Raw genomic sequence first — 17,351 nt, forward strand, 5'->3', positions numbered from 1 at the left:
AGCGGGTTCGCCACGCCGTCTATCGGAATCGCTCGGGGCGGAACGGATAGGGATCGGTGAAAGGCTCGCCCCCCGTCATCATTTCCGCCAGCAATCGGCCTGTTACGGGACCGAGCGTCAATCCGTGGTGGTTATGCCCGAACGAGAACCACAGCCCTCGATGGCGCGGCGCGCGTCCGATGACAGGCCGCATGTCGGGCGTACAGGGCCGCAACCCGAGCCATGGTGCGTCGTCCAGCCGGCGGCCCAGACCGAATATCGGCCGGGCGACGGCTTCCGCGCGTTCCAGCTGAACGCCCGTCGGAGGCGACTCGCGCCGGGCGATTTCCACGCCGGTCGTCAGCCGCAGCCGACCTTGCATGGGTGCGACCACATACCCTTTTTCCGTGTCGACCAGCGGTACCGAGAGCATCGGCTTCGTGGCCTCGTAGTGCATGTGATATCCGCGTTTTGCCCGTAGCGGTATTCGATATCCGAGCGGCTCAAAGACCTTGTCCGACCAGGGGCCGAGCGCCACGACCACCTCTTTGGCGCTGATCCTGCCTTGCGACGTCTGAACCGTCCACGCATCGGCTTCCTGACGCAGCGTGAGCGCATCGCCGGCGAGCAGCGCGCCGCCGCCCCCTTCGAATAGCCGCGCATAGCCCTTCGTCAACGCGCCCGGATTGGAAATGCTCTTCGGGTCCTGCCAATGCAAGGCACCGCAAAAACCCGGCGAGACACCGGGTTCGCGCGCCGCCAGCGCGCCGGCATCGAACGATGCCACGCGCAGTCCATATGTGCTCGCCGTGACGTCGGCGGCCAATGCCTGCCGTTCATATTCCGGGCGCGTGCGGAATGCCTCGATCCAGCCGCCGTCGTGCGCGAGGCTTTGAAGGCCGGCACGTTCGATCAGCGCATCATGCTCGGCGACGCTTTGCCGGATCAACGGCAGCATGTCGCGCGCGGCCGCTTCGAGCCGCCCGGGAGACGACTCCCACCAGAATCGCGCGAGCCACGTCGCGAAAGACGGCAGCGCCTTGTAGTCCCAGTAGAGATCCGTCGACCGGTTGCGCAGGTAGCGCAACAACGTACCGGGATCGCGCGGAAAACCATAAGGAACCACCGACGAACTCTCGATCAGACCGGCATTGCCGAAACTGGTCTCTTCGCCCGGGCCGCGTCGATCGATAAGCCCCACGCGGCGAGCGCGATCCTGCAGATGCAGCGCGGACGACACGCCGACAATCCCGGCTCCCAGCACGATCACGTCGAAATCCATAAGCTCGCTCGAATGCTCACAACGGAACCCGATGCGAAACGAGCCGCATCGGGTCATGAACCGCTTACTTCGCGATGATGTCGCGCTTGAAATACTTCTGCGACAGCGTGCTGAGCGTGCCGTCTTTCTTTAGCGCCTCGAGCGCGGCATCGATCTTTCCGGCCAGAGCCTTGTCGCCCTTGCGCAAGCCGAAGCCCGTTCCTTCACCGAGCGTTGCCGGATCGCTGAGCGGCTGACCGACAATCGCATAGTCATGGCCTGAGGGCTTGTTCAGGAAACCATCCTCCACAGTCTGCGCTTCCTGGACAGCGGCATCCACCCGTCCGGCAACGAGGTCGGCATATACCTGATCCTGGTCCTGATACGAGACGATCGAAACGCCGGCATTCGCCCAGTGGCCCTTGAGGAAATCTTCCTGCGACGATCCCTGCAGAACGCCGACACGTTTGCCCTGCAGGCTCTTCACATCCGGCAGCAAGGAGGAGCCGCGCCGCGCCACCATCACGATCGGCACCACGTAGATCGGCGGCGTGAAATCGATGGACTGTTTGCGCTTGTCCGTAATGTTCATCGCCGAATTGATGACATCGAATTTGCGCGCCTGCAAGGCGGGAATCAATCCGTCGAACGAGTTCTCCACCCACTCGCATTTCATGCGCATCTTCGCGCAGACCGCATTGCCGACGTCCACGTCGAATCCCTGCAATTGCCCCGTCGGCGACTTGCTTTCGAACGGCGGATACGCGGCCTCGATGCCGAAGCGCAAGGTGCTTTGAGTCTCGGCGCTGACGGTGCCGACCGAACCGATTAAAGCTGCAGCGACGAATAGTGAGAGTGGTAGCTTCAGACGCATGATGGTTCCCTATGAAATGGGGGGTTCGCAAAATTAGGGCACGGGGCGGTAACTGACGGCGCGACCTCGAGAAGGCGCATGAGGTGCCAAACGGGCCTGCTCTCACACTCGTTCTGGAACAACAGTCTATTCTGGACATCCACAAATGCAAGCGATTTTCAAAATAAAAGTCCAGACTGGACTTTTTGACTTTAGAATTGCGCAGACGCCGCTAGCCGGCAACGATGTGGAGAGCAGGCCCATGAGCAGCACAGACAAACTATTCCCCTTGATCGTCCAGCAGGACGCGGTGCGTGAAGCACTGCCCCACCTCGATGTGCGCGGCGCGTTGACACGCATGTTTCTTTCGCTTGCGAACGACTCCGCGGTGCAGCCCTCCCAGACCTTTACCCCGTTTCCACAAGGGGCCGGCGATTTCATCACGTACCTCGGGGTCATGGCGGAGGCCAGGGTATTCGGCGCCAAGTTGTCGCCGTACATCGTGACCGGATCGAAACCGGTCATTACGGCATGGACCGCACTGATGTCGATGGAAACAGGGCAACCTTTGATGTGGTGCGATGCGGGCCTGCTCACCACCGAGCGCACCGCCGGCGCGACGGCACTTGCGGTGGATCACCTTGCAAAGCCGGACGCGCGCCGGCTTGCCATCGTCGGCGCCGGGTCAGTGGGCCGGGCGCATTTGCGTCACCTCGCGCCGCTGCGGGCGTGGGATTCGATCAATGTGTTTTCACCGGCGCTGGCGGGAAACGAAGCGAAGTGCACGGAGGTCGCCGCCCTTCATGAGCGTGTGCGGATTTGCAGCCGGCTCGACGAGTGCGTGCGCGATGCCGATGTGATCGCGTTGTGCACGTCCTCCGGCACGCCTGTCCTGTCGGACACCATGCTGACCAGGCCGGCACTCATCACGTCGATCAGCACGAATGTCGCCAATGCGCATGAGATTCCACCGGCGTGGATTCAAGACATGGACGTCTATTGCGACTACCGGCAAACCACGCCTGCCAGCGCGGGTGAAATGAAATTGGCGGCGCAATTGCATGACTGGTCGCCGGACAGCGTTCTGGGCGATTTACCCGAACTGGTATCCGGCAGGGCCCGAAAACCCTCCGGGCAACGGCACGTTTTCTTTCGCTCAATCGGACTCGGACTGGAAGATGTAGCGATCGCCTACGCGTTGTTCAGGCACGTGGCCGGGCAGCCCACCCGTTGAGCACGACCGATGCGGCTGTGCGTGGGTGGCCCCAAACAGGGATGAACACCGCCCGTGGCAAAATAGTGCATCGCACGAATAGTCGTTGCACCTCGACGCACACGCCGCCGGACCCGGCCAAACTGAACAATCTCATGCTTCCCTATGCGAAAGACTAAGACCACAGCCGCGCGCCGGCTTTTGCTGGATCGCTACGGCCGCGTCGCCGACGGCATTGCGCTGCTCTTCTTTCCGTACGTCGAGATCGTCATTCATGACCTGCACAGCCAGACGATTGCGTACATCGCGAACAACCTGTCAAAGCGTGAACTGGGCGACGAATCGGCACTGGAAGAAATCGATCATTCGGCGCAGTCAGGCACGATCGGTCCGTATGAAAAGATCAACTGGGACGGCAGACGCATGCGCTGTGTCAGCACGGTGCTCTTTGACGACGCCGGCGCGGCGGTCGGCGTAATGTGCGTCAACTACAACATCGCCGTCTTCGAGGACATCAAGCATGTCATCGATCGCGTGGTGTCGGGCGCAGGTCTCGTGAAGCAGCCTGAGGAGCTGTTCAAGGACGACTGGCAGGAGCGCATCAACACGTTTCTCCATGCATGGCTTCAGGAACGCCAGCTGGCGCTCAACTCCCTGACCCGGGAACATCGTCGCGAACTCGTCGAGGCGCTGTGGGAGGAAGGCGCGTTCAAAGGAAAGAGCGCGGCGAATTACGTTGCCAATGTTCTAGGCATGGGTCGCGCAACCGTCTATCAGCACATAAGAGATTTACGGGGCGCTGCTGCGTAGCGCTAGATCGAGTCAGCGGAAGTTCAGCGGCCCGCAACTGTCGGCCGCAGCTTCTGCCATTTTCAGAATGATATCCGCATCGCATATCGGGAATCGATTACACGCTCGATGTGTCGCCGACACGAATCGCAGTCCGTTATACTTTCCATCGCCTGAAGGTAATCCGCTGCGCGATATGCCTGGCCCGCCATAACAACATGGCGCCGTGTCCGAATCGGCCAAATCCACGCGTCAATCGCTCGGCGGTGCGAATAAACCACCGCAGTATTGTCGGAGACGGGCACATGAGCACGACAATTTCAATCGAAGAGCCGCCTCGCCTCATCGGGATCGTGACCAAGATCTACTCGGCTTTGCTGGTCATTGGTTTTGCACTCCTTCCCGCCTACCTGATTGCCTATCTGGCTTTCTTCCAGGACCCGAGCCTGAAGTTCGAAAACCACGCGTTCCACGAAATCGCGATCGCAGCGGCGACGCTCGAGGGATTGTTCGTCACCTACGTGACCTGGCGTTGTTATCTGTCGTCGGGTGAACCGCTGTTGCGGTGGCTGACTTTGGGCTTTCTAGGCTTCGTGCTGGTCTACGCGCTGCACGGCGCGTTCACCGGCATGGCGCATCACAATATCTGGCTGTTCCTGCTCTACGGACCGGCGTCGCGGCTGGTGATGTCGGTGTTGCTGCTGGTTGGGCTGCTCTCCTATCACCGCGCGCCGGAGTCGCTCGAGCGGCGCACGAATCCGCGAGCGTGGCTGACGTGGATCGCCGTGTTCGTCGTGATCGACCTGGTCGTCGGACTCATTGCGAACTCGCCCATTGCGGGCGACCTCGCCGTGCGGCTCTCCATGGAAGGCGGTGCGCTCGTCTTCTCGACGCTGAACGTCACGGTGCTGATGCTGCGCCGCATTCGCTCGCCGCTGATGGTGATCTACGGCATCTCGATCACCTTCTTCGCGCTCGCGTCTCTCGCGTTCATTCTCGGCAAGCCCTGGAATCATATGTGGTGGCTGGCGCACGCGATCTTTGCCGCCGGCTTTTTCCTGCTCAGTTATGGCGTCGTTCAGGCGTTTCGCACGACCCGGTCCTTCTCGACGATCTACAGCCAGGAAGAACTGATGGCGCGCCTCGCTGAAGCGATGGCGCGCACGGAAAGCGCGTTGCAGGAACTCCAGCGCACCAATCACAAGCTCGAGCACCTCGCCGCGACCGATCCGCTGACGGGCGCCGCGAACCGGCGCGAGTTTATCCAGCGAGTGGAGGCGGAAATCGCACGCGCCAAGCGTGACGGTGCGCCGTTCTCGCTGCTGGCGCTGGATCTCGATCACTTCAAATTGATCAACGACAGCTACGGCCATCAGGTGGGTGACGAGGTGTTGCAGCGATTCGTGCAGAAATGCCTTGACGCCATTCGACCCTATGACGGCGTGGCGCGGGTCGGCGGCGAAGAATTCATGGTGCTGCTGCCTAAAGCCGCGCTGGACGCGGCGCGTTCGATCGCGGAGCGCGTTCGGGGCGCTGTGGCTACCGAGGAGTTCTATACCGGGACCGGGCGGACCGTCGCGGTGACCGTCAGCGTTGGTGTCTCCGAATTCGGCCGCGACGGCGACACACTCGACACACTCCTACGCGTCGCCGATGAGCGGCTTTACCGGGCCAAGCACGATGGCCGCAACCGCGTGGTGGCCGTGTAGAGACCTCAGCAGTTGAGACTTATCGACGCCTACGGGTTTGTCCTGGTCTCAACCTGTGTCGATACCGGCGTAGCCGAATCGTCGTAGGGGTATGTCCAACTTCCTGAGTGAAAGGCGAGCACACCATGACTACCGGAACCGTCCGTCTCCACCGCGTCCTGCGCGCAACGCCCGAACGCATCTATCGCGCCTTCCTCGAACCCGATGCGATAGCGAAGTGGCTTCCTCCCTACGGGTTCACCTGTCAGGTCCACCACATGGATGCCCGCGTGGGCGGCACCTACAAGATGTCCTTCCGTAACTTCGGCACCGGCAACAGCCACTCGTTCGGCGGCGAATATGTCGAGCTGGTGCCGTTCGAGACAATCCGCTACTCGGATCGATTCGACAACCCGAACCTGCCCGGCCAGATGCACGCCACCATTTCATTGCGGCAGGTGTCCTGTGGAACCGAGGTCACCATTGTGCAGGAGGGCATACCCGAAGTCATTCCTGTGGAGATGTGCTACCTCGGCTGGCAGGAATCGCTCGTTCAGCTGGCAAAGCTGGTCGAGCCCGTGATCCCCGACTGACGGCACTGGCTCAGCTCCGCTGAACCCATTGACTCCGCCAACCCGGCGCCTCAAAGGGGTCGGAAAAATACTGGGTCTCGTGAACGACCTTGCCGTTGCGGAACGCCATGATGCTTACCGTGTAAGCCGCTCGTCCCCTATAGGCGATCGTGTATTCCGTGACCCAGAGATTGCCTTCTCCTTGAATTCGCCTGACGTCGAACCCCGACGGCTTATCTGGATGACGACTGCGCAGCGCCTGCAGATTAATGCGCCCGAGGATTCGTTCACCTGATTGGGGATACTCACAGATGGCGTCGTCGTCGTAAATATCGTGTTCCGCGTCGAGATCGCCGGCCGCCGACGCGCGCCAGTGCGCATTCAGGGCTTCACGTATCGTTTCTTCCTGCATGGCTTGCCTCCGGATACCGTTCACGCCTGCCTATTGCGCGCTCCGCGGAATCGACCCCGGGCCGCCGGCTCGACGATTTCCTCGAACCTCCGCCGCCTCACGTCCGCCACGCCGGCCCCTCGGGAAAGTCATACTCATCGAGCGATGCCGCATGCATTTCGATGCTGTAGCCGGCACGTTGCGGCGGCATATAACGGCCGTTTCGAATCACGACAGGATCGACGAAATGCTCATGTAGATGATCCACGTATTCGAGCACCCGGTTTTCCAGCGACGCCGACACGCAGATATAGTCGAACAGCGAAATGTGCTGCACGTACTCGCACAAACCGACGCCACCCGCATGCGGACACACGGGCACACCGAATTTCGCCGCCATCAACAAGACGACGATCACCTCGTTCAGACCACCCAGGCGGCAGCTATCGACCTGACAGAAGTCGATGGCTTGCGCCTGCAGCAACTGCTTGAACATCACCCGGTTATGGCAGTGCTCGCCCGTCGCCACGCCGATAGGCCGAATCCGCTCGCGGATGGCCGCGTGGCCGAGAATGTCGTCGGGACTCGTGGGTTCCTCGATCCACCAGGGATCGAATTGCGCCAGGCGCCGCATGTTCGCGACCGCTTCGTCGACATCCCACACCTGGTTCGCATCCATCATCAGCTTCAGGTTTTCGCCGATTTCCTCGCGCAGGATGCGAGCCCGGCGCATATCTTCTTCAATATTGCCGCCGACCTTCTGCTTGAAGTGCGTCCAGCCCTGCGCGACGCCTTCACGGGCGAGCCGGCGAATCTTGTCGTCGTCGTAACCGAGCCAGCCCGCCGACGTCGTATAGGCCGGATAGCCGTGCGCCAGCATCTCCTTTTCGCGTTCGTCCCGGGTCCTTGCATGGCGATGCAGCATCGCGATGGCTTCCTGCGGCGTGATCGCATCGGTCACATAGCGGAAGTCGAGGCATCGCACGAGTTCTTCGGGGCTCATGTCGACGAGCAGCTTCCACACCGGCTTGTCCTCGGATTTGGCCCACAGGTCCCAGGCCGCGTTCACGACCGCCGCCGTCGCCAGATGAATGGCGCCCTTGTCCGGACCGATCCAGCGCAACTGACTGTCCGACGTCAGCGCGCGCCAGAAGGCGCCCATGTTCGCGGCGATATCCTCGAGCGTTTTGCCGACGACGAGCGGAGCCAGCGCCTGCACCGCGCTTACGCAGATTTCGTTGCCGCGGCCGATGGTGAAGGTCAGGCCGTACCCTGTGAGCCCCTTCGGCGAATCGGTTTCGAGCGTCACGTAGGTGGCGGAGTAATCCGGCGCGGCGTTCATCGCGTCGGAGCCGTCGAGTGAACGCGAGGTCGGGAACCGAATGTCCCGGACGGACAACCTGGTGATGGTAGGCATCTGAACCCCTCCTCTGCGACAGCTATCGACTCCTGCTTGTAAGCAAAGAGGGGCATGCGTGCTCGCCGGGCCTCTTTGCGGCCGCTTTCGTTCTCAGCAATGCGACGTAAAGCGAGGCGAGGTGAGGCGAGAAGCGAAGAGGGCGCGTCGCGCCCCCTCCTCTTTCTTCGCACCTGACGGCGCCGGTCAATCGTAGAGCACAGCCGCGATCTTGGGATCGCTCATGTTGGTCTTGTCGTACCAGTAGAAGCCCGTGTCGACTTTCTTGGGCAGCTTCTCGCCCTTCAACGCCTTCACCGCGGAGTCGACGACGCATTTGCCGATGCCGACCGGGTTCTGCGTAATGGCGCCGGCCATCAAGCCCGAATTGATGTCGTCCTTTTGCTCCTTGCCGGAGTCGTAGCCGATCAGGACCAGCTTCTTGCCCGATTCCTTGACGCCGATCGCGGCACCTTCCGCCGACCCTTCATTCGCCCCGAAAATGCCCTTGAGATTGGGGTTGGCCTGAATCATCGTCTTGGCGATTTCCGCGGACTTCAGGTGGTCGCCGCCGCCATACTGGACCGAGACGATCTTGATGTTCGGATGCTTCGCTTTCATCTCATTCAGGAAGCCGTCGCGGCGGTCGATGCCGGTGCGGCTGGTCTGGTCGTGCACCACTACGCCGACCTCGCCCGCATTGCCGATCGCCTCGGCCATCTTGTCGGCGGCGAGCGCGGCGGCGGCAAGATTGTCGGTCGCACACGTGGTCAGCGGAATGTCGCTGTCGACGCCGGAGTCGAACGCGATGACGGGTATCTTGGCGGACTGCGCCCGCCGCAGCAGCGGAATGGCCGCCTTGCTGTCGAGCGCGGCGATGCCGAGCGCCTGGGGCTTCTTGGCGAGCGCGGCCGAGAGCATGTCGATCTGCTTGTCGACCATGGCCTCGGTTTCCGGACCCTCGAAAGTGATCCTGACGTTGTGTTCCTTGGCCGACTGCTCCGCGCCGGATTTGACCGCCTGCCAGAACTGGTGCTGGAAGCCCTTCGAGATCAGCGGGATGTAGGTGTCTTGCGCCTGCGTCACTCCCGTCCCGCCGATGAGCGCGCCAACGCCGACCACGACACCGATTAGTCTTCTTTTCAACATGAGGTTTCTCCTCCTAGGTTGGCCATCAACTTTCAGCCGTGGGGGGAGCCTTGGGCGCTCCCTTTTCTTGATCTTGATCTTGATCTTGTTTCGCGTCGCGTCGACCTTCGTCAGCTCTTCTTGCGCCGCAAAATATCGGCATAGACCGCGAGAATGATGATGAGGCCGGTCACCACGATCTGCCATTCCTGCGCGACGGACATGATCCGCAGTCCGTTGGTCAGGACGCTCATGATGAACGCGCCGATGATCGTGCCGAGAATCGTGCCCGCACCGCCGCTGAGCGAGGTTCCGCCAATCACTACGGCGGCGATCGCCTCGAGTTCGTAACCTTGGCCGAGCGCCGGCTGGGCCGAATTCAGCCGCGAGGCGATGAGCAGCCCGGCGACGCCGCAAATGGCCCCGGCCATGCCGTAAATGGCGATCTTCCACCGGTCGACATTCACGCCCGACAGGCGCACCGCCTCTTCGTTGCTGCCGAGCGCAAACGTGTAGCGGCCGAGCGCCGTGCGATTGAGCGTGATCGAACTCGCCACCGCGAGGAAAAACAGAATCAGGACCGCGTTCGGAACCGGCAGGCTTGGCAGGACAGCGCCGATCAGCGAATCCTGCGAGATCATGTAGAAGTTTTCGGTGTCGGTGAAATAGATCGGCTTGTCGGCCGAGACGACGAGCGAAAGGCCTTTTAGCAGCAGCATCATGCCCAGGGTGGCAATGAACGGCGGTATTTTCATTTTCGCCGTGAGGGTGCCCGAAATGGTCCCGCAGATCGCGCCCGTCCCGATCGCCGCCACGACGCCGGTCCACATCGGCAGATGCCAATAGGTCAGAAACACGCCGCAAATGACCGCCGTGAAGGTCATCAAGGTACCGACGGACAAATCGATGCCGCCGGTGATGATGACGAACGTGCAGGCAATCGCCAGCACGCCGTTGACGGCCGTCGCCTGCAGAATCCCGAGCATGTTGTCCATCTGCATGAACGCGGGAGACGCGAAGCTGAAAAAGACCAGCAACAGGATCAGGCTCCCGAAGGCGAGCAGCTTTTGCAGAGCGGTCGGCGTGAAGACGCGAGCTCTCAGGCCGGACAACCGTCCGTCGTTAGCGAGCGTCGAAGTGTCCGATGGCTGGGTCATGAACTGAATCTCTCCTCGTCGGGCTCACGCCGCTTTTAAGGTTTCGCGCTGCGTCGCCAGTTGCATGATGCGCTCCTGCGTCGCCTCCGTGGCCGAAAGTTCGCCGGTAATGCGGCCCTCGCACATTACGACGATGCGGTCGCTCATGCGCAGGATCTCCGGCAATTCCGACGAGATCATGACGATCGCCTTGCCCTGTCCGGCGAGCGAGCGCAGAAGCTTGTAGATTTCGCTCTTTGCGCCGACGTCGATGCCGCGCGTCGGTTCGTCGAAGAAGAGCACGTCGCAGTCGCGCTCGAGCCATTTCGCAACGACGATTTTCTGCTGATTGCCGCCCGAGAGCAGCCGCACCTCCTGCGTCGCGGAGGGCGTGCGAATCGCAAGCAGATTGATGAAATGGGAGGCTGTCCGGCGTATCTCGGTACGGCGCAGGAAGAAATTGAACGACAGGAATTTGCGCAAGTTGGACATGACGATGTTCGATTCGACGTTCATGCCGGTCGCAAGGCCGAAACGCTTCCGGTCTTCCGAGAGATAGCCGATGCCGCGCGCCACCGCATCGCTCGGATTCCTGATCGTCGCTTTCACGCCTTTCACGATGATTTCACCCGATTCGACCGGATCGGCGCCAAACACCGCGCGGGCGACCTCGGTGCGACCGGCGCCCATCAAGCCGGCAAAGCCCAATATCTCGCCTTTGCGCAGCGCAAAGCTTACATCTCTGACCAGCGGGCCGGCGTTGAGATTGTTGACTTCGAGCGCGACTTCGCCTGTGCCTGCGACGCTTCCGGAAGGCGCCACGTCGGTCAAGGTTCGCCCGACCATCATGCCGATGATCGCGTCGACGCTGGTGTCCCTGACGGTCACGGTGGCCACATATTCGCCGTCGCGCAACACCGTGACGCGGTCGGCGATCTGCTTCAGCTCATCCATCTTGTGGGAGATATAGATGATGCCGACGCCCCGGTTCTTCAGCTCGCGGATGATGCGGAATAGCTCGGCAATCTCGGCGTCGTTGAGCGCCGAAGTCGGCTCGTCCATGATCAGCACGCGCGAGTCGAACGACAACGCCTTGGCGATCTCGACCATCTGCTGCCTCGCGACGGTGAGCGTGCTGACCACCGCACGCGGGTCGAGGTTCACGTGCATGCGTGCAAGAATGTCGTGCGCCTGCGCATTGAGCTTGTCTTCGTCGAGAAACAGACCGAGGCGCCCGCGCGGCTCGCGGCCGATGAACATGTTCTGGGCGACGGTCAGATGATTCATCAACTGAAGTTCCTGATGAATGATGCCGATGCCCAAAGCCTGCGCCTCGCGCGGGCTCGAGAACTCGACCGGCTGACCGTCATAGAGGATGTCGCCCGTATCCCGGGTGTAGACGCCGGCGAGGATTTTCATCAGCGTCGACTTGCCGGCGCCGTTCTCGCCCATCAGCGCATGAACTTCACCCGCCATGAGCTCGAACTGGACTTCATGCAGCGCCCTCACGCCGGGAAAGCGCTTGCTGAGCCTGTTGACGGAAATGAGCGGGATCATGGTGCGGATTGAACGACGATTCCGCGACCGCCGCCGGCCTTAGCGCGGGGAGCGGGTCGGAAAAACGCGGGAAGCCGCTGCGCCGGGTGTTGCCGGGTAACGGTAACGCGGCTGAAATCGCAACGAGAAGCCAGACACATGCCCGGTGCCCCCAAACCGATGTGCCACGATTTTACGCCGCTGAACGGCAGCGGCTCAATTAGGCATTCCCTAATATTATGCGTAAGTGGATCTCGCGCCTGTTTCCCACTATTTGTCGCTCATTTCAGGGCGGGTTGTGGATGCCTATCCGGCGCGGTTGCCGCATCAAGCTTCGGCCAGAATCTGCTGGATGACTTGCTCGAAGGTTTCCACGGGTTGCCCGCCGCTCACCAGATAGCGACCGTTGAAGATGATCGCCGGCACCGACTGGATACCTTTCGCCTGGTATTCCCGTTCTTCGGCACGAACCTCGTCGGTGTAGATGCCGCTTCGCAGGACCTCACGCGCTTGCGCGGCATCGAGCCCCACCGATTGGGCCGCGTCGACAAGAACCTCGTGATCGCTCGGGTCTTTGCCCTCGCCGTGATAGGCCCGCAGCAGCGCCAGTTTGAGCGGCAGCTGCTTGCCTTCGATACCGGCCCAATGCAGCAGGCGGTGCGCGTCGAAGGTGTTGTAGACGTGCGCACGCGGGCCGAAGGCAAAACCGACGCTCGCGCCGCGCTCGCGGATCATGGCTTGGGTTTCGGCGATCTGCTCCGGCGTGCGTCCGTATTTCTTGCCGAGATAATCGACAATGGCCTCGCCGTGCGGCCCCATCTCCGGATTCAGCTCGAAGGGATGCACGGCAAGTCGAGCGTCGACCGTATCGCCCAGGCGCGTTAGCGCGAGCTGAAGCGACGACAGGCCGATCGCACACCACGGACATGCGACATCGGAGACAAAATCGATTGTTAGCTGTTGTTTCATTGCGTTCCTGACTGGAATAACCTATGGCGCGGCCGCTTCGGTGCGGCGCAAAACGGCCCACGGGGTAGCCTAGCCTGAATCGCCAATTCTTGCAGGAATGCGCTCCGGACCAACGCCGAAGCGGCGATCCGCGGCGTAGCCCTCAGTCCGGCATCCCGTTGTGGTCCCCGAGCGGTCTCGCGGGCCAGTCCGCCCAGCGGTCCGCACGGGTCCGTTCGTACGCTTCGTTGAGCGGATAACGAATGCGGTTGTCGTCGCGCGGCCGTTCGCCGATCACCATCAGCCTGACCTCTTCCTTCGTATTGTTGATGAAGGTGTGGCAGATGCCCGTGCCTGCCGGAAACGCGACGGAGTCGCCTTCAGCAATGGGATGAAGCACACCGTCGATCCAGACATCGGGCTTGCCTGCGAGCACGTACACAAACTCCTGCTCGGTACTTTCCGCGTGCGGATAAGAGGTGCGCCGGCCGGGCAGAAGTCTCACGTGATGAATGCCAATGCGCGTAATGCCGAGAGCGGCGGAAAGCGGCGCGTCGAGCGCCATTTTCTCGGTATCGCCGCGATAGGAATGTGCATCCGGTTCTTCCAACTCGGTCCAGTGCCTGATGAAATCGGGTCGGCTCATCGGTTGTTCTCCTTTGGGGACTACGGTCGATGATAGCGGCTTGCACACCCTGCCCGCGCGGCGACGCTCAGTACGATCCCATATAGTCGCGCTTGCCGATTTCGACGCCGTTGTGGCGCAGAATCGCGTAGGCCGTCGTGACGTGGAAGAAAAACTGGGGCAGGCCGTAGTTCTGCAAATAGGCGCTGCCAACCAGCTTCTTCTCTTTCGGCGTGCCCGGACGCAGGACGATTTCCTTGTTCTCGCTACCGTCGAACTGGGTGGCGTCGAGCGCGCCGAGGTGGGCCAACGCTTTGGCGATAAGCGCCTGCAAGTCGGCAAACGTGACTTCGGTGTCGGGCCATGACGGCACCTCTACACCGGCGAGGCGCGAGCTTACGCCCTTGGAGAAGTCGGCGGCGATCTGCACCTGGCGCACCAGCGGGAACATGTCCGGGAACAGGCGCGCCTGCAGCAGCGCGTTCGGCTCGATGTTCCTTTCGGTGGCGTGTGCTTCGGCTTTCTTCAGCACCTCGGACAATGCAGTCAGCATTTGCTTGAAGACTGGGACGGATGCGCTGTAGATGGAACTGGTCATGATCACTCTTTCGGTCGATGTTGGATGCCGGCGCGGAAGATGCCACGCCGGCCGGTTCGATAAGCGGGGGAAGGTTACCACTGTCCTGCCGGAAACATCGGCGCGGAAGCGCTGCGCGTCTCTGACGGAAGCGGGCTTCGCAAACGCAACGCCTCCGGCAATAGCGCAGATCGCCGAAATCCGCCCCCGGCGGACTCCGCTCGCCCGGCTCGCTTGCCGTTCAAGCCGCGTAGAATCACGCTAGCTGGCATCACGATAGGGATGATCCGGTCATGGCTGCGTTGCTCACGGTACTCAAATTCGCTGTCGTCCTGGTCCTCGCCTCCTCATTGGCCGAGGCGCTGGTGCTTTCCCTCCGACACGGCTGGCGCCGCTACGACTGGCGGGCGGCCGGTATCTCGGTGGTCGACTATCTCGTTCGCGAATATCCGTTGCGCTGGCTGCTGCCGCTTGCGTTCTGGGGCAACGCAATGAACTGGTTCTGGCAGCACAGGCTCTGGACTTTACCGATGAACCATTGGAGCGCCTGGCTCGCGTGCTTCGTCGGTCAGGAGTTCTGCTATTACTGGTATCACCGCGCGGCCCATCGGACGCGCTGGTTCTGGTGCACTCACGCGGTCCACCATTCACCCAATCAGCTCAACCTGTCCGCCGCATACCGCTTCGGCTGGACTGGCCGTCTTACCGGTTCGTTGCTGTTCTTCATGCTTGCACCGCTGGTCGGCATGCCGCCCCGGATCGTGCTGATACTGCTTTCGCTCAATCTGCTCTACCAGTTCTGGCTGCACGCCACCTGGATCCCACGCCTCGGACCGCTGGAATGGATTCTCAACACGCCTTCGGCACACCGCGTCCACCACGCGTCCAACCTCGAATACCTGGATGGAAATTACGGCGGTGTGCTGATCGTGTTCGATCGGCTATTTGGCACCTACATCGCGGAACGGCGCGACGTGCCGTGCCGCTACGGCCTGGTCCGGCCGATGACGACCTACAACCTGCTGGCCATCGAGTTCGATCACTGGCGCGCGCTGTGGCGCGACCTGCTGGCCGCGCGCTCCATTGGCGAGGCATGGGGCTATGTCGTCAAGCCGCCGGGTTGGCGGCCTGACAACACCGGGGAAACAACCGAAGATCTAAGACGCCGCGCGGACCCACGCGCCTTCGGAGCGGAACAGCAATAGGGTCTTGCGCCGGCCGAACTCAACCCGATGCGCGTTTCTCCCTCGGTGGATCGATGAAAAAAACGTTGGCGTTTTGACGCGCGCTTGCGTTCGTGAAAAATGAATGGTATTTTTTCATGAAATTTTCCATGATTTTTTCACGGATTTTTCACGAGAGCCAACATGTTCGATCAGTCCGCCGAGCACGTCGCGAGCTACTACGCACGCACCTATCCTGGCCCGATCCCCCTGCGGCCGACGCTGGAAGAGCGCCTCGACACGGAAGTGCTGATCGTCGGCGCGGGTTTCAGTGGCTTGCACACTGCCCTGCGTCTGGCCCTCGCGGGCAGGCGTGTCACGGTGCTGGAAGCCAGCCGGGTGGCCTGGGCGGCGTCCGGGCGCAACGGCGGGCAGGCGCTGCTCGGATGGTCCTGTGACATGCCTCCGCTGGAGGCGGCACTGGGCCTGGAGCGTGCCCGCCAACTGTGGGACAGCATGCGCTGGGCCGCCAGGGAGATGCGCGAGCTGCCGGCGCGGCATGGCTTCGATGCTGATTACCGGACTGGAAGTCTGTGGGCGGCGGTGCTGCCGCGCCGCATCGCCCTGCTCCGGCAAGCCCAACAGGAGGCCGAGGAAAAGTGGGGCTACGACGCGATGCGCTTCATCGCTCGCGAGGACATGCCTCAATGGATTGCAAGCGAACGCTACCAGGCGGCGCTCTACGATCCCGAGGCGGGCCATCTGAATCCGCTGAAACTGGCCCAGGGCCTCGCGGCGGCGCTCGAACAGGCCGGTGGACGCATCTTCGAACAAAGCCAGGTGCTGGGCTACCGCGAGACGCCGGACGGTTTTGCCGCTCGCACCGACACGGGCGAGGTGCGTGCGGACGTGCTGGTGCTCGCCTGCAACGCCTATATCGACCGTCTCGACCGCCAACTTTCCAGACGCATGCTGCCCGTCGGCACCTATCAGGTGGCCACGTCGCCGCTGCGGCCGGAGGTGGCCCGTTCGCTACTGCCGCGCAACAGCTGCGTGATCGACAACCAGTTCGTTCCCGACTACTTCCGCTTGAGCCCCGACAACCGCCTGCTATTCGGCGGCGGCTGCACCTACGCGGGCGGCATTCCAAAGGATATTGCGGCGGCCACCCGGCCTTACCTGGAACGGGCGTTTCCGCAATTGCGCGGGGTGGAACTGGAGTTTGCGTGGGGCGGGCATATCGACATCAGCATGAAACGCACGCCGGATGTCGGCCGGCAAGGTGAGCGCTACTGGTTGCAAGGCTATTCGGGCCACGGCGTGCTGCCCACGCTCGCCGCCGCCCGCGCTGTCGCCGACGCCATCCTCGGCGACGACGAGCTGCTGGACCTGTATCAGGCCATCGACAACCCGCCTTTTCCCGGCGGCGCGCTGCTGGCCGCGCCGCTGGAGGTCATCGGCAAGACCTGGTATCGTCTGCGCGACAGAGTCTGAGAGAAGGGACGAAAGATGAACAAGCAGGAAGAAATTGAAGGTCTCGCGATACTGATCCGGGACCTGCGCAAGCATAAGAAGGTGACGCTGGGCGCGTTGGCGGAAAAGATCGGCCGCTCGGTCGGCTTCCTTTCCCAGATCGAGCGCGGCCTCTCGCGTCCGACCGTGGGTGATCTGACCGCCATCGGCGAGGCCCTCGGTGTGCCCACCACCTATTTCTATAGCCTGAGCAAGCCGCGCGCGCTGCCTTGGGTGACCCGCCCGGATGAACGCCGCACGCTCTATTACGCCGAGGGCGTGACCGACGTGCTGGTGTCGCCGAATATGTCAGCGGGTTTTTCGATGCTGGAGAGCCACCTGGCGCCGGGCGCCAGCAGCGGCGACAAACCGTTGAACGACAGCGACGAGCAAGGCGGCTTCGTCCTCGAAGGCGAGTTGACCATCTGGCTGGAAGACGAAGCGCAACCGGCGACGCTCGGCCCTAACGACGGCTTCCAGGTGCCGGCGCACGCCCGCTTCCGCTACGCCAATCTCTCCGACGAACCCACACGGGTACTTTGGGTGTTCACCTAGCATTCACACAGTACATGACGCGGCAGCGA

At 62.0% G+C, this 17,351-nt stretch carries 17 protein-coding genes; 7 read left to right on the plus strand and 10 right to left on the minus strand.

Going from position 1 to position 17,351, the window contains the following annotated elements:
• Positions 1-19: 19 nt before the first annotated feature.
• Positions 20-1,261 (minus strand): NAD(P)/FAD-dependent oxidoreductase, encoded by a 1,242-nt coding sequence (locus DSC91_RS10210; RefSeq protein WP_115778012.1) that lies wholly within the window; start codon positions 1,259-1,261, stop codon positions 20-22.
• A gap of 64 nt (positions 1,262-1,325) precedes the next feature.
• Complete coding sequence (locus tag DSC91_RS10215) at positions 1,326-2,114, minus strand: ABC transporter substrate-binding protein (protein ID WP_115778013.1); 789 nt, start codon at positions 2,112-2,114, stop codon at positions 1,326-1,328.
• Positions 2,115-2,355: 241 nt separating this feature from the next.
• Between DSC91_RS10215 and DSC91_RS10220 the strand changes: the two genes are divergently transcribed.
• The 4 genes from DSC91_RS10220 to DSC91_RS10235 all read left to right on the plus strand — a co-directional run bounded on the left by DSC91_RS10220 (position 2,356) and on the right by DSC91_RS10235 (position 6,376).
• The gene (locus DSC91_RS10220; RefSeq protein WP_115778014.1) at positions 2,356-3,327 is read left to right on the plus strand and encodes an ornithine cyclodeaminase family protein; all 972 of its coding nucleotides are present in this window, start codon (positions 2,356-2,358) and stop codon (positions 3,325-3,327) included.
• Positions 3,328-3,471: 144 nt separating this feature from the next.
• Positions 3,472-4,116 (plus strand): helix-turn-helix transcriptional regulator, encoded by a 645-nt coding sequence (locus DSC91_RS10225; RefSeq protein WP_115778015.1) that lies wholly within the window; start codon positions 3,472-3,474, stop codon positions 4,114-4,116.
• A gap of 284 nt (positions 4,117-4,400) precedes the next feature.
• On the plus strand, positions 4,401-5,804 hold the full coding sequence (locus DSC91_RS10230; RefSeq protein ID WP_115778016.1) for a GGDEF domain-containing protein: 1,404 nt from the start codon (positions 4,401-4,403) through the stop codon (positions 5,802-5,804).
• 125 nt (positions 5,805-5,929) lie between these two features.
• Positions 5,930-6,376 carry an SRPBCC family protein gene (locus DSC91_RS10235; protein WP_115778017.1) on the plus strand — a complete coding sequence of 149 codons (447 nt, stop codon included), beginning with the start codon at positions 5,930-5,932 and terminating at the stop codon, positions 6,374-6,376.
• Between the two features lie 10 nt (positions 6,377-6,386).
• Here the strand turns inward: DSC91_RS10235 and DSC91_RS10240 are convergent, their stop codons facing one another.
• The 8 genes from DSC91_RS10240 to DSC91_RS10275 form a co-directional block, all read right to left on the minus strand.
• Positions 6,387-6,767 (minus strand): nuclear transport factor 2 family protein, encoded by a 381-nt coding sequence (locus DSC91_RS10240; protein WP_115778018.1) that lies wholly within the window; start codon positions 6,765-6,767, stop codon positions 6,387-6,389.
• A 97-nt stretch (positions 6,768-6,864) separates the two neighbouring features.
• Entirely contained in the window at positions 6,865-8,163 is a 1,299-nt protein-coding gene (locus DSC91_RS10245) for an L-fuconate dehydratase (RefSeq protein ID WP_115778019.1), read from the minus strand.
• Between the two features lie 186 nt (positions 8,164-8,349).
• Complete coding sequence (locus DSC91_RS10250) at positions 8,350-9,291, minus strand: ABC transporter substrate-binding protein (protein ID WP_115778020.1); 942 nt, start codon at positions 9,289-9,291, stop codon at positions 8,350-8,352.
• Positions 9,292-9,401: 110 nt separating this feature from the next.
• Positions 9,402-10,427 (minus strand): ABC transporter permease, encoded by a 1,026-nt coding sequence (locus tag DSC91_RS10255; protein WP_115778021.1) that lies wholly within the window; start codon positions 10,425-10,427, stop codon positions 9,402-9,404.
• A gap of 24 nt (positions 10,428-10,451) precedes the next feature.
• Positions 10,452-11,963 (minus strand): sugar ABC transporter ATP-binding protein, encoded by a 1,512-nt coding sequence (locus tag DSC91_RS10260; protein ID WP_115778022.1) that lies wholly within the window; start codon positions 11,961-11,963, stop codon positions 10,452-10,454.
• A 306-nt stretch (positions 11,964-12,269) separates the two neighbouring features.
• Positions 12,270-12,911 carry a DsbA family oxidoreductase gene (locus tag DSC91_RS10265; protein ID WP_115778023.1) on the minus strand — a complete coding sequence of 214 codons (642 nt, stop codon included), beginning with the start codon at positions 12,909-12,911 and terminating at the stop codon, positions 12,270-12,272.
• Positions 12,912-13,053: 142 nt separating this feature from the next.
• A complete protein-coding gene (locus DSC91_RS10270; protein ID WP_115778024.1) occupies positions 13,054-13,536 on the minus strand; it encodes a cupin domain-containing protein in 483 nt (160 codons plus the stop codon).
• A gap of 67 nt (positions 13,537-13,603) precedes the next feature.
• A complete protein-coding gene (locus DSC91_RS10275) occupies positions 13,604-14,113 on the minus strand; it encodes a DUF1993 domain-containing protein (RefSeq protein ID WP_115778025.1) in 510 nt (169 codons plus the stop codon).
• 272 nt (positions 14,114-14,385) lie between these two features.
• Between DSC91_RS10275 and DSC91_RS10280 the strand changes: the two genes are divergently transcribed.
• The 3 genes from DSC91_RS10280 to DSC91_RS10290 all read left to right on the plus strand — a co-directional run bounded on the left by DSC91_RS10280 (position 14,386) and on the right by DSC91_RS10290 (position 17,322).
• On the plus strand, positions 14,386-15,297 hold the full coding sequence (locus DSC91_RS10280; RefSeq protein WP_115778026.1) for a sterol desaturase family protein: 912 nt from the start codon (positions 14,386-14,388) through the stop codon (positions 15,295-15,297).
• A 162-nt stretch (positions 15,298-15,459) separates the two neighbouring features.
• On the plus strand, positions 15,460-16,749 hold the full coding sequence (locus tag DSC91_RS10285) for an NAD(P)/FAD-dependent oxidoreductase (protein ID WP_115778027.1): 1,290 nt from the start codon (positions 15,460-15,462) through the stop codon (positions 16,747-16,749).
• 15 nt (positions 16,750-16,764) lie between these two features.
• On the plus strand, positions 16,765-17,322 hold the full coding sequence (locus tag DSC91_RS10290; RefSeq protein ID WP_115778028.1) for a helix-turn-helix domain-containing protein: 558 nt from the start codon (positions 16,765-16,767) through the stop codon (positions 17,320-17,322).
• Positions 17,323-17,351: the final 29 nt, after the last annotated feature.

The sequence above is a fragment of the Paraburkholderia caffeinilytica genome (assembly GCF_003368325.1).
GTDB classification, from domain to species: Bacteria; Pseudomonadota; Gammaproteobacteria; order Burkholderiales; family Burkholderiaceae; genus Paraburkholderia; species Paraburkholderia caffeinilytica.